9 protein-coding genes are annotated in these 11,880 nt (G+C 68.2%); 1 reads left to right on the top strand and 8 read right to left on the bottom strand.

Annotation, left to right across the window (positions count from 1 at the left end; all coding sequences use genetic code 11):
• Nucleotides 1-138: 138 nt before the first annotated feature.
• From EV657_RS17280 to EV657_RS17245, 8 genes are all read right to left on the bottom strand, one after another.
• The gene (locus EV657_RS17280; RefSeq protein WP_134079068.1) at nt 139-636 is read right to left on the bottom strand and encodes a DUF411 domain-containing protein; all 498 of its coding nucleotides are present in this window, start codon (nt 634-636) and stop codon (nt 139-141) included.
• A gap of 58 nt (nt 637-694) precedes the next feature.
• Nucleotides 695-1,165 (bottom strand): cupredoxin domain-containing protein, encoded by a 471-nt coding sequence (locus EV657_RS17275; protein ID WP_134079066.1) that lies wholly within the window; start codon nt 1,163-1,165, stop codon nt 695-697.
• 100 nt (nt 1,166-1,265) lie between these two features.
• Nucleotides 1,266-1,655 carry a hypothetical protein gene (locus EV657_RS17270; protein WP_134079065.1) on the bottom strand — a complete coding sequence of 130 codons (390 nt, stop codon included), beginning with the start codon at nt 1,653-1,655 and terminating at the stop codon, nt 1,266-1,268.
• Nucleotides 1,656-1,893: 238 nt separating this feature from the next.
• The gene (locus tag EV657_RS17265) at nt 1,894-4,125 is read right to left on the bottom strand and encodes a patatin-like phospholipase family protein (RefSeq protein ID WP_134079063.1); all 2,232 of its coding nucleotides are present in this window, start codon (nt 4,123-4,125) and stop codon (nt 1,894-1,896) included.
• Nucleotides 4,126-4,153: 28 nt separating this feature from the next.
• A complete protein-coding gene (locus tag EV657_RS17260; protein WP_134079061.1) occupies nt 4,154-5,827 on the bottom strand; it encodes a peroxidase family protein in 1,674 nt (557 codons plus the stop codon).
• A 47-nt stretch (nt 5,828-5,874) separates the two neighbouring features.
• The gene (locus EV657_RS21940) at nt 5,875-7,869 is read right to left on the bottom strand and encodes a catalase family protein (RefSeq protein WP_208323297.1); all 1,995 of its coding nucleotides are present in this window, start codon (nt 7,867-7,869) and stop codon (nt 5,875-5,877) included.
• Nucleotides 7,870-7,941: 72 nt separating this feature from the next.
• On the bottom strand, nt 7,942-9,819 hold the full coding sequence (locus tag EV657_RS17250; RefSeq protein WP_134079060.1) for a c-type cytochrome: 1,878 nt from the start codon (nt 9,817-9,819) through the stop codon (nt 7,942-7,944).
• Nucleotides 9,820-10,091: 272 nt separating this feature from the next.
• Nucleotides 10,092-10,691 carry a LysE family translocator gene (locus EV657_RS17245; RefSeq protein WP_075787041.1) on the bottom strand — a complete coding sequence of 200 codons (600 nt, stop codon included), beginning with the start codon at nt 10,689-10,691 and terminating at the stop codon, nt 10,092-10,094.
• 106 nt (nt 10,692-10,797) lie between these two features.
• On the opposite strand from EV657_RS17245, the gene EV657_RS17240 reads away from it, so the two are divergent.
• A complete protein-coding gene (locus EV657_RS17240) occupies nt 10,798-11,244 on the top strand; it encodes an Lrp/AsnC family transcriptional regulator (RefSeq protein WP_134079058.1) in 447 nt (148 codons plus the stop codon).
• Nucleotides 11,245-11,880 lie beyond the last annotated feature (636 nt).

Below are 11,880 nucleotides of genomic sequence, written 5' to 3'. Positions count from 1 at the left end.
CGGCGCTCCGGCGCTCCGGCGCTCCGGCGGCCGGTCCCGGTCCGGCGCGGGATCTCCCCTGCGCGCGGACCGCAGGGCGGGGAGGGGGCCGGGCGACACTGGGCCGCCCGGCGCCGTTCTTTCAGGATCGCGGGCGCGTCACGCCGCGTCGTAGCGGGCGAAGATCCCGGTCGATCCGTCGCGCCGGATCAGGTGGACGTCATAGGCGTCGCGGCGGCTTTCCGGTCCCATCCCGGGCGATCCCATCGGCATGCCGGGCACCGCCAGACCCACGGCCTCGGGCCGCTCGTCCAGCAGGCGGCGGATGTCGGCCACGGGCACATGGCCCTCGATCATGTAGCCCTCGATGGTGCCGGTATGGCACGAGATCATGTTGCGCGGAATCCCGTTGCGGGTCTTGAAGCGGGCGAGCGCGGTGCCCATCGACGCCTCGACGGTCACCTCGAACCCCTCGGCCCTGAGGATATCGATCCAGGCGGTGCAGCATCCGCAATTGGGGTCTTTCAGCACATGCATCTTCGGGCTTGCCGGGTTGGCCGGGTTGGCCGCGCGCGCGGCCAGCGGCAGCGCGGCGGCGATCCCGAGGGCCGCGCCCCCGAACAGGACGGTGCGGCGGGTGGGTCTTGCATTGGTCATGTCAGTGCTCCTGATCCTTGGCACGGGGCCGGTCGCCCCGTGCGCGGGGGGACGATCTTCAGTTGACGGTGATGGTGCCGTGCATCCCGGCCTCCATATGGCCCATGATGAGGCAGGCGAACTGGACGCTGCCCGGTTCGGAGAAGGTCCAGACCAGCTCGCCCGCTTTGCCCGGCGCAAGCTGCAGGGCGTTCGGGTCGTGGTGCCGCATCGGGCCCATCTCGGCCATCTTCTGCATATGCGCGCGGTTGCCCTCGACGGTGCCGAGGACGATCTCGTGATCCATGTGGCCGGTGTTCTCGACCTCGAAGCGGATCGTTTCGCCCTGTTTGACGTCAAGCGCGGCGGGCTCGAAGCCCATGCCGTCGGCGGTCTCGACCATGCGGATCGTGACGCTGCGGTCGGCCTCGGCGGCACTGCCAGGCTGGCCGATGGAGGTCTGGCCATGGCTGTGACCAGAGGCGTTGCCGTCCGCGACGGCCGTGGTGGAGGCAAGCGCAAGAGCGGTTGCGACGAGAAGGGATTTCATGATTCTGTCCTGAACGAAAGCGCCTCGCGCGAGGCGCGGATGAGGAAGGTCCGCAGCCCTCCGGTCATGCCGGGCCGGGCTTGCGGCGGATACAGGCTGTTCAGGACTGGCGTCGGGGCGGTCGGTGCAGGCTTTCGGCACGGGTGCTCGGCGGCCTGACGCCCCGCGCTGCCGCATGATCCGCCGGGGCCAGCACCAGCGGGCGCGCCAGGCAGGTCTCGGGCGCCGCGATCCAGACACAGGCGTGCGCTCCGCAGAAGTGGCAGGGAGCCGACGCGCCATGCCCCGACGACCCTTCGTCCCCGAAGGCCGCTTCGGCGACCGGCATCGCCTCCCCCGTCCCGGGCATCGCCATGACCGCCGCGCCCGCGCAGCCGTCGTCCCGCGCCGCCGCATCGCCCGTTGGCCCATGACCCGCCTGCGCCAGCATGGCGGCGGGCAACAGGAGCGCTAGGCAAAGCACCCTCAGGACTGTCAGCAGCGGTCTCATCGTGGCCGCACCTAGCCAGCCGGGCCGGGATGCGGCAAGCGCGCTGCGATCACGTCGTCGCGACCCGCCTGCCGCGCGGCGCCGGTTTCGGGCGTCTCCGGCAACGGACGCCCCGTTAATCCGGACGATGCGGGGCCAGGCCGTCTTGCCCGCAACCTTCCCCATGGGGAAGATCCCGACCGGCCAGCCCGGCGCCGTCCCGGCCCGCGCGCCCGCCGATCCGCCCGCCGGTCCGCCCTCAGCCGCCATTGCCCGGGGAAAACGCATAGCGCGGCGGCCCGAAGATGTTGCGCAGCGGTTGCCGCGCCAGACCGGCGCCCTGCATCCAGAGCAGCCCGCGTTCGATCTCGGCCTCCTGCGGGATTTCGAGCGTCGCGGGATAAAGCCCCGCCTCGCGCGCCTCGGTCAGCCGCTCGCGCAGATCGCGGGCGTCCAGCGCCTCGCCATGGGCGTCGATCAGCGCGGTCAAGGCCAGGCGCACCCCGGTCGAAAAATCCTCCGAGGTCTCAAGCTGGCGGCGCAGCAGGAAGGCCTTCAGCACCGCGCGGGCGGCCGCGTCCCCGACATCGCCCTTGAGGCCCTTCGGATAGACCGGCCACAGCCCCTGCCACAGGCGCTTCAGCGCCCATTGCCCGATGCCGCCCATCGCGCGGCTGTCGAAGAGATGCCCGCCGATCCGGGTCAGGCGCACGAGAAACTGGCGCCGCATCCGTTGCAGCGCGCCCAGACCGACCTGCGGCCAGGCGGGCATCGGGATCTCGGCATCGAGCCCGGCACCGGGGCTGACGCAGGGATCGACGATGCGCAGCCCCTCGGGGATCGCCTCGCCCTTCTCCCGCGCCGCGCGGGCCGCCTGCAGGTGCGGGTGATCGGCATCGAGCGCCAGGATCGGGTTGTCGGCATCCAGCAGGAAGTGGCTTTCGAGGAACTTCTGGCAGTTGCGCTGTCCCAGAACGAAATCGTGCAGCCGGAAGCCGCGGTCGAAGAACCCGCTGAACCCGTCCAGCGCACCGCAGGCGATGGCATCCGCCCCCCGGGCCGCCGGGCTGGTCCCGCTTGCCGAGCGCACCGGCGCGATCATGAAGCGCGAATGCACGTCGCTGTTGGTGGCATGCAGCAGCTCGTCGATCTTGAACCGCGCCTGGCTGACCAGCGTCGGAAACAGCCGCATCACGCTGGGCAGCAGGCCGCCAAGCCGCAGGGTCTCGTCCGGGGTCAGCGCGACATAGTCGGGCGCGCGCGGGAAGGGGTCGATCATGATGACGGCGCGGTCGGCCCGGTTGCCCTCGCGGGCGTTGCTCAGCAGCGCGGACCCCGCCGCGGACCGGCGCAGCGTGAACCGGGCGATGTCGAAGGGTTCGTTGTTGATCACCCCCCCGTCCACCGCAAGATAGGTCGCGGCTCCGGTCAGCGCCGTGCCGGTCCCGAAATAGGGGCGCGGCAGGACCGTGTGATCGGGCGCGGCCTCGATGGTCAGCGCGCCGCCCTCGGTGAAGGGGTTCTCGGGGTCCCAGGCCCCCAGTTGCAGGGGTGTTGCGGCGATGGTCCGGGGCGCGAGCCCCACCGGAAAGGCCCCCGAGGCCAGCGCCGACACGGTCATGTCATACCAGCGCGAGCCCGGGTCCGACACGAAGGGCACGGTCCCCGCGGCATCGGTCTGATCGGGGTCGAGCGCGATCCCCCGGTCGCCCCAGCGGTCGAGCCAGGCCGAGGGATGCCCGGTCGCGCCAAGGCCATGCACCCGGAAATGCCGCGACAGCCCGTGCTGTTGCATCCGGTATTCGCTGCCGGGAAAGCGGATCTGGTAGAGCACGCCGTTCAGCCCGGTCGTGGTCACGAAGACATCGAGATCCTTGGCCAGGAAGTCATAGCGCGGCTTGCCGCCCAGCGGCGGAACGCCCGTCAGCGCGGCCCGCGTCGCATCGTCGAGATGCGAGGAATCGAGCACCGAGAGGATCGGCACCGGCGCGCCTTCGGGACGCTCGGGCGCGCCCAGAAGCGGCGCGGGATCGTCCAGATCCTTCGTCGCCAGAAACCCCGTTCCGGTCGCGGGGTCCCAGAACCGGATCTGGTCGACCCAGGCGTCGAACAGCGGCTCCAGCGCCGCGCGGCACTGCGCCGTGGTCCCGTCGGCGGCGGGATAGTCGACCGGGCGCCCCTCGGACAGCCGCGCGGTCTCGCCCGCATGACCCTTCAGCAGGCCTGCCAGGGTCAGGCCCGCGCACATGCCGCCAGCCGAGGCGCCGGTCATGACCTTGACCACCACCCTGTGGCGCGGCGGGGTCGGGTCCCCGGCGCCGGGACCGGCCCGGACCCGCGCGTTATGCGCGTCGATGGCGCGGAACAGATAGTCCAGAACGCCCGCCGAATAGGCCCCCGCCGACACCGCGCCCGCCATGGTCAGGCCGATCAGGAAGACCGGGGCGTCCCCGGTCGGCGTGTCTTGGGGCGGGCTGGCGGTGTCGGGCATGGCGCGAGGCTCCGGAAGGCGGCGGGGATCAGGTCAGGGTCGGAAGGGTCATGGTGATGGCATAGCGGCCGGTATCGCCACCGAGGTTGCGGTCGAGGATCTGCTGCAGGCGGGTGGTCTTCCGGATCTCGCGCCAGCCGACCTGCGAGAAGGTGCGCGGGTTGAAGGCATGTTCGGACAAGAGCGGGTTGGTCAGCGCCTGCGAGAAGGCGTCGAGCGCCACCATCCGTCCGATCAGCGGCGGCACCGCCGCGCGCGGCGCCACGTCCTCGGCGAAGAGCCCGACGAAGAATTCGACCTTGTCGACATCGCCGTCGTAGAGCTCTTTCAAGAGGCGGATCCGTTCGGGATGGCCGGTGATCTGCTCGAACCGGCGCACCCGGCCATAGCCCACCGCCGCGCGGTAGTCGTTGTAGGAGGCCAGCCGATGCGCGCGGCCCTGCGCCACCGAGGCCAGTTCGACCGGGATCAGGAACTCGGCCGTGTTCAGAAGCCCCATGTTCCAGGCCCGCTGGGTGCTGGCGCGCTGCATCGCCGGGCCGAGGCCCAGTTTCGTCAGATGGCTGTTGTCGAACAGCAGCCGTTCGCCCGGCACCGGCGTATCGGCGAGGTCGAAACAGGCAGGCGTCAGGCTGTGCCAGCGGTAGAGCAGGTTGAACTCGATCGGGATCCAGTTCGGCTTGTTCCAGGGCTTGTTCCAGCAGGCCGAGGGATCGGCCGTCAGCTGGAAGTGGTAGGGCGAGATGTGGTTGATGTACTCCTCGACCACGATCTTGATCAGCAGGCAGATGTTCACGTTCCGCGCGGTCTGGAACACGCGCTCGTCGTCCCAGTCGGGGTTCGCGTCCTCGATCAGCCCGGCAAGGCGGTTATGCTCGCGCAGGAACAGGATGTTCATCATCGAGGTGTAGGGCGAGGTATTGGCGCGCTCGCCCGCGAAGGCGAAGATCGTGGGCTTGATCTCGGCCGCGCGCTCCGACCCCACCAGGTTCAGGTACTCGGTCAGCCGCAACGGCGGGCGCAACGCCTTGAATTCGGGCTTCACCTCGCCGTCGGGGCCGAAATAGCGCGGCGCCCAGACCTCGCCCGTGTCGGGGTCAGTCTCGGTCTTCAGCCGACCCCTATGGCCCTTCTCCTCGGATTTCGCGCGGATCGCGTCGCTTTCGGCCCGGCTCAGCCCATAGAGCGGGTTGAAGTCAATATGATGCGAGGTGTGGGTCTTTCGCACATCCGACGGGTCGGTCATCAGGAAGCCGTCGGTGAACCATTGCGCGAAGGACGGAAACAGCAGGCTGCTGTTCTCGGACAGCGTCTCTTCGCCCGGCGGGGTGCGAAAGAGCGCCTCAAGCGCTTCCAGCGGCGGCAGCGGCCCGCGCTTGTCGCCCTCCTGGCCCAGCGTGCCGGGCGGCAGGTGCCGCTTGAACCAGGTGCGGTCCATCATCAGCTCCCACGAGGTGTAATCGGCCATGCCGTTGGCCGTGTCCCCATGCACCGCCATCGATCCGTAGGGCGACGGCCGGAACCGCGCGCGCCGCACGGCAAGGTCGATGATCGTCCGGTTGGCAAACCGCCGGAGCGGTTCGATCGACATCACGAAGCGCCAGAGCGCGGGGTAGTTGCTGAGGACATGGGCCTCGATCCGGTTCTCGAGCCCGTCGGCCGACTCGTCGCGCGGCGGGTGATTTCTCAGCGTCGTGGGCATGCGGTCTCTTTCGGCGCGGGCCGCCCCCGACGGAGGCGGCGGTGGGGTCAGTTGTTCTGCGGCTTTTCGGCGGCGGCACGGACGGCGCGCGCGCCGGGATAGACCAGCGCCCGGGCATGACCGAGCGAGGCATATTGCCTGGGCGAGGTCGCCAGCGGGATGCGGATGCAGGCCGGGCTGCGGTTCGGCGTCATGTCGAGCGCACTGACCGCCTCGTTGTCGAGGATCGGCTCGTCGATGCGGATCTCGCAGAGGTCGCGCCAGGGATAGTGGATCTCGTTCCAGGCCCGCGCCGGGTTCAGCACCTCGTGATCGGGGTGCACGTTCTCGGGTTCGGGGTGGATCTGGCCCTGCAGGATGTAGCGCACCTCGGAATGCTTCACCTGATAGATCCATTCCTGGCGCAGGAAGTCGGGCGCGCGCGGATCGTCCGGGACCGGGTCCATCGAGGGCGCGCCCTCGGCCCGGAAGCCGGGGTCCGGCAGGCCGCGTTCGGGGCCGCGGTCGCCGGGGATCAGGCGGAAGCGGATGTAGGACCGGGTGCCCGCGCTGTCGAAGAATTCGAAGCACTGCCAACTGTGATAGCGGCTGTCGAGGAAGGACCCGCGAATCCGGTAGGCCTCGATCAGTTCGGGTTCCATCATCAGGCCCTGGCGGACCAGCTCCTTGCGCTCGTCGGGGCTGGCATGGACGAAGGTGCTGAAATCCCGGATCGAGCGGACGAAAAGCTGGCGCCCGGCATTCATCAGGATATCGAGCACGCCCGGCCCGTCATGGCCGGTCTCGCCCGAGAAGAACTTGACCGAGGCGGCCATCCCGTCCCGCGCCCGGTCGTCCTCGCGCGCGCCGGGCGAGGAATGGCGCAGGATCACCGGCAGCACCTTGCCGAAGGTGAAGAACTCGTTGGCCGGGAAATCGGGGTCGGTGATGAACCGCGCCGTGCCGCGGCCCGCGACGCCCCAGGTATGGGTGCCCCGGCCGCGCTTGGTGCTGGACAGGAACCCGAAGGTGCGCGCGAGCTTGTCGATCAGCGCCTTGAATTCGTCGTCGATGCCTTCGCGCAGTTCCTCTTCGGTCAGGCGCAGGTTGTCCTGGCCCAGCGGCGCGATCTTCGCCCGTTCGGTCTGGCTTGCCGGATAGACCGCCTTGCGGATCTCGTTGATCTGCCCGACCGGGCGGTGGTCGGCCAGCGCATGCCAGGGAGAATAGCGCAGCGCCTCGCCGAAGGCGTGGCGGTCATGGGTGTCGAAGACCTGCGGCGGGATCGTGACCGTCGCCACCGGGATGTAGTCGGGCGCCCATTCGACGGTCGGATTGTCGAGGACCGCCGCATCCGCATCGGTGCGCAGCTGGACGCGGAAATCGAAGACGACCGGCGCCGCGCCCTCGGCAAGGCCTGCCACCATCGCCTCGCGCAGGTAGTCGTGGCCTTCGCCCGCCGACCCGGTCGCGACACCCGCACGCGGGGTGGCGCGGTAGCGGCAGGCATGGGTCGGGTCGGGCCCGAAGCCATAGGGCACCTGGCTCCAGTAGTCCGCGCTCAGAGGGCTTGTCTGCACCTGCTTGTTGAAGCCCTGCAGGACGGCGATGTCCTCGGGATGGGTCTTCGACAGATGCTCGATGAATTCGACCGGGGGCTGGCCCCGCGGGGCGTTCCTGGCCAGCGACTGCATGAAGATCGCGTAATCCTCGGCCGTGCGGATGAAGAAGACCGGGTTGTCGGCCAGGATGAAATCCTGTTCGCCCTCGGGCGCGTCGGGATGCGCCCTGTCGCCTGTAACGCCCAGCACCTTGATCGCCATGCCGTGAATGTCGGGCGTGCGGTCGTCCTTTTCGCGGCCGTTCGAGAACCGCACCAGCGCCTTGTAGCGCCCCGGCGCGGCGAAGAGGCCGACATTCAGCGGGGGCGCGACCTCGGCCACCTCGAAGACTGCCTCGACGCAGCCATGCATCTTGAAATGCTGCCCGCGCAGCTGCGGCTGGGTGGCCCGCATCATCCCGATCTGGATGGCGGTCACCGTCTGGATGCTCGTGTCGGTCATCTGCTGGGTCTCCTCAACCGGCGGCGGGGATGCGCGCCCGGGCAGAAGGCGGCGGAAGGCGGGGGCCGCCTTCTACCGGGTCTTGAGGTATTCGATCAGGGCCTCGGCCTGGTCCGACAGGGCCGGGTCGCTCCAGTCGAGCCGGTGCATCCGGCCCTCGATCATCAGGTCGCGGTCATGGCCCCGATTGGACCAGCCGTCGCGCGCGGTGTCGTGCAGCGACACGGTCGGATACCGGGCCTTGTAGCGGTCCAGATCGCCCGGCTGCCATCGCCAGCCGACCTCGGCCGGGTCATACTCGATCACGCCGCGCAGGAAGACCGGCGCCCGGCTGGCCGGTTTCAGCAATTGCGCCAGCGTCGGGACCGAGCCGTTATGCAGGTAGGGCGCGCGCGCCCAGATCCCGTCGAGCGGCGGCGCGAGATAGCCCTGGTTCGCGGCCTCGGTGGTGTCGCGCAGGATGCGGTAGGCGGGCATGGTGCAGGGTTCGATCCGGCGGCCATAAGTGTCGGTATAGCCGAAGTCCGGATCGTGGCAGGCCGCCTGGAAGGCCGCGAGGAACATCGCGCTGCCCGCCGGGTTCAGCACCTGCGCGCGGTTCATGTCGGTGCCGATCACCGGATAGCGCGCCTCGTTGCGCGGCCGGTGGCAGGTGCCGCAATTCTCGGCGAAAAGCGCCTCGCCCGCCGCTGCCTTGGCCAGATCGACCTCGAAGGGATAGGGCGCGGGCGGCAGCCGCAGCAGGAATTCGGCGCTGATCCCGGCATTCATCAGATCGACCTTGGCGGGCACGCCGATGATCGGCAGCTCGGCCGCGATATTGCGCCAGAACCGTTCCAGCACGCTGCCATCCCATTGCCCGACCGACCGGTCGCCCTGGTTCCAGACCGCGGGAATGTCGGTCACCGTGGCAAAGCGGGGCAGGGCCTCGGGCAGCGGCCCGGACAGAAGCTCGGTCAGCTTTCCCGCCTCGGCGGCCTGCCCGGCCAGCAAGTCCGACAGGAGATCGCCGCTGCCATCCGATTGTCCGGCGCTGTGACCGCCGAGGCCCGGGGACCGGTCGCCATGGCCATAGCTCGACCCCGGCCGGGTCTGCAGCGCGACAGAGGCCGCGCGCACACCGGTGCTTTGCGCCAGCCCCGACAGGATCGGCACGGCATTCTGCGCAAAGATCGCCCGCTGGGTCTGGTCGACGGCCGCGATCTGGTCTGCGCGGATCTGCGGCAGGCCGCGCGCGAAATAGCCCGCGGGCTTGGCCGCCACGAGATCCAGCAGCTTTTGCGTGGTCTCGCCCGGGGCCTCGGCTGTGCCGATCTGCGCGTCCGAGAGATAGCCCTCGCGGAGCGCGGAAAAGGCCCCGCGCCATTTGCGCACGTCGAACTGGGTGTTGGGTGCGCCGTCCAGCACCTGATACCGGTCGCCCAGATCGATCTGGCCGGTATGGCAGGCACCGCAGGCCAGCGTGACGAAGAGCGGCTGCGGCTGGCTGTAATCGACCTCGCCCGAGGGGCTGCCATCGGCCGCGACCGGCCGCCCGTTGGCCCCGGTGATGCCAAGCCCGCGCGGCAGGATGCGGTCGGTGATGTCGGGGTCCGGGAAGAGCCCGAAGCTCCCGAAGAAATCCTCGGGCGTGCCCCAGATTTCCGGCGCCAGATCGGGCAGGATCTTCTGCACGACCAGAGGCACGCCGAGGAACCCGTTGCCCGCATTGACGAACCATCCATGGCCGATGGGATCGGACGCCTTCGCCGCAACAATCGTGGCCTCGCAGGCGGTGCGAAGGGCGTCCCAGGTCAGATCCGGCTGTTTGGCCAGGGCAGGCTGCAACGCGTCGCGGCGGGCGCAGGTCGCGGCCTCGGACTGTGGGTCGGCCTGTGCCGGGCAAATCCCGGCCGAGAGTGCCAGCGAAATGGCAAACCCCGAAAAGAACGATCTTGAAAAAGTCTCCATCTGATCCCCCCTGGTATCGACGAAGATGGGACGCCTGGCCGTGCCAGGGATGCGCCTGGAAATGGAAACGTCGAGGCTCCTCTTGACCCAACGTTACCCGATGGCGCGCATTCTGGAAAGCTTCGAAAAACACCAGCCAGACGAGAATGGTTTCTGAGTGGACTCTGCTGCGCATGCTGCCGAGGTCCGGAGAGCGGGACTTGGCGGACCCCAACCCGATGCCACAGCCAGTTCAATTGATCTTTGGAGCCGAGTTCGGGCAATGCCCCGGTTCAGGTTCCGAGGCCCAGGACTGGATAAAGGGACGCGACCAGCAAAGCTGCCATGGTGATGTTGAAGATCCTGAGCCGGGTGGCGTTCGACAGCCATTGCCGGACGACAGTCCCGAGCCATGCCCAGACCGAGATCGCCGGAAAGCAGACGAGCGCGAATGCACCTGCCACGATGGCGACCGACAGCAGCGAGCGATCGGGCGCGTAGAGCGTGATGGCAGACAGGCACATGGCCCAGGCCTTGGGGTTCACCCACTGGAAAGTGGCCGCTTGAAGAAAGGTCATCGGATGGCTGTCCTCGTCCCGCTCCTCCACCGAAGCGGCCGTGGCGATCTTGAATGCGAGCCAGAGCAGGTAGCCGACGGAAGTGACCTTCAGCACCAGGTTCAGCGCGGGCACTGCGTCGAACAGCGCCATCAGTCCCGCACCTACGAGGAGAGCCATGACCGACACGCCCCCGACGATTCCGAGCATGTGCGGCAGTGTCCGCCGGAAGCCGAAGTTCGCGCCGGACGCCATCAGCATCAGGTTGTTCGGTCCCGGTGTGACGGTTGCGACAAATGCGAAGCCCAAAAGAGCAGTCAGGATAGCGAGAGTCATCGAGCGTTCCTCCTATAGCGCCTGTTCGCAATAATAGCGGGATGAGGTCGCCACATATCGTCTAATGTTCTATCCTAAGAGAAAAATGCACAACGATTGGCGGCTCATGGACGAGATTGACCTGAAAATATTGCGCGAGCTGCGACTCGACGGCCGGATCAGCAATGTCGCTCTGGCTGAACGGGTTAGCCTGTCTCCCTCGGCGTGCCTGAGACGGGTTCAGGAACTCGAGCGAACAGGCGTGATCCTCGGCTACAGGGTCGTGACCAGCCCTGAGCGGATGGGTCGCGGTTTTGTCGCCTATGTCATGGTCGGCCTTTCCTCCCATACCAAGGCGGCCCAGGAGGGCTTCGAGCGCGCCATGGCAGTCGCGCCCGAAGTCGTCGAGTGCCATAACATAGCAGGGTCTTTCGAGTACCTCCTCCGTGTCCAGAGCGCCGATCTCTCGGAATACAAGCGTTTCCACACGGAGGTCTTGGGCACCCGATCCCATGTCCATGCAATCACATCCTACATCGTGATGGGGTCACCCAAGGATGAACGCGCCACATGATCTGAACGTGCAAGTTGGCGTTGGTCGTGGATTTGTCTGCAGGCGCTGCCGAATGTCGCGGAAGGGCTCGGAGCGAACCTGCGGCGGTGCAGCATGACGCTTGAGTGTCTCGGGCCGCCCGCCGGGGCGCTCGCTGCCGATAGCCGCCGTCGAGCGCCCAAGCCTCCACCGCGTGCGGAACCACGAAAGCAGCCATACATCGCGGTTACAGCAGGCCCCGGAGCCGCCAAGGTCCGGAGGGCGGACCATTGCTGCCCTTTGTCAGGCGAGACTGGACAGATCGAGTATCGGTTTCTGGCCCCCCGGTTTTTCGGCCTCCGCAAGGGCCTGCCGCCACTCCCTGGCCGGGAAAACCCGTGGGGGTGAAGGCGGGGCCTCTGCGAGCAGCGGCCAAATTTCGGCAAATGCAGCCTGCATGCCCTGTCCCGCCAAAACCGGGAAGTGATCACGCATGTGAAACCGGTGATAGGCTGTGACCTGCCCTCCGGTCGTCCCTCGTTCATAACGAGAGTCCTTGGGGTTGTGCCCTGCTCCCCAACCTTGGACCGCGGGAAGTTGGATTTTTCCGGCTGCCTCACGATGACGGGCCGGTGACGCCATCGGGATAATGCATGGCAATCGGGACGTTGTATCCGA

The sequence above is a fragment of the Rhodovulum visakhapatnamense genome, from assembly GCF_004365965.1.
GTDB classification, from domain to species: Bacteria; Pseudomonadota; Alphaproteobacteria; order Rhodobacterales; family Rhodobacteraceae; genus Rhodovulum; species Rhodovulum visakhapatnamense.
This window is presented reverse-complemented; position numbering and strand designations above follow the sequence as displayed.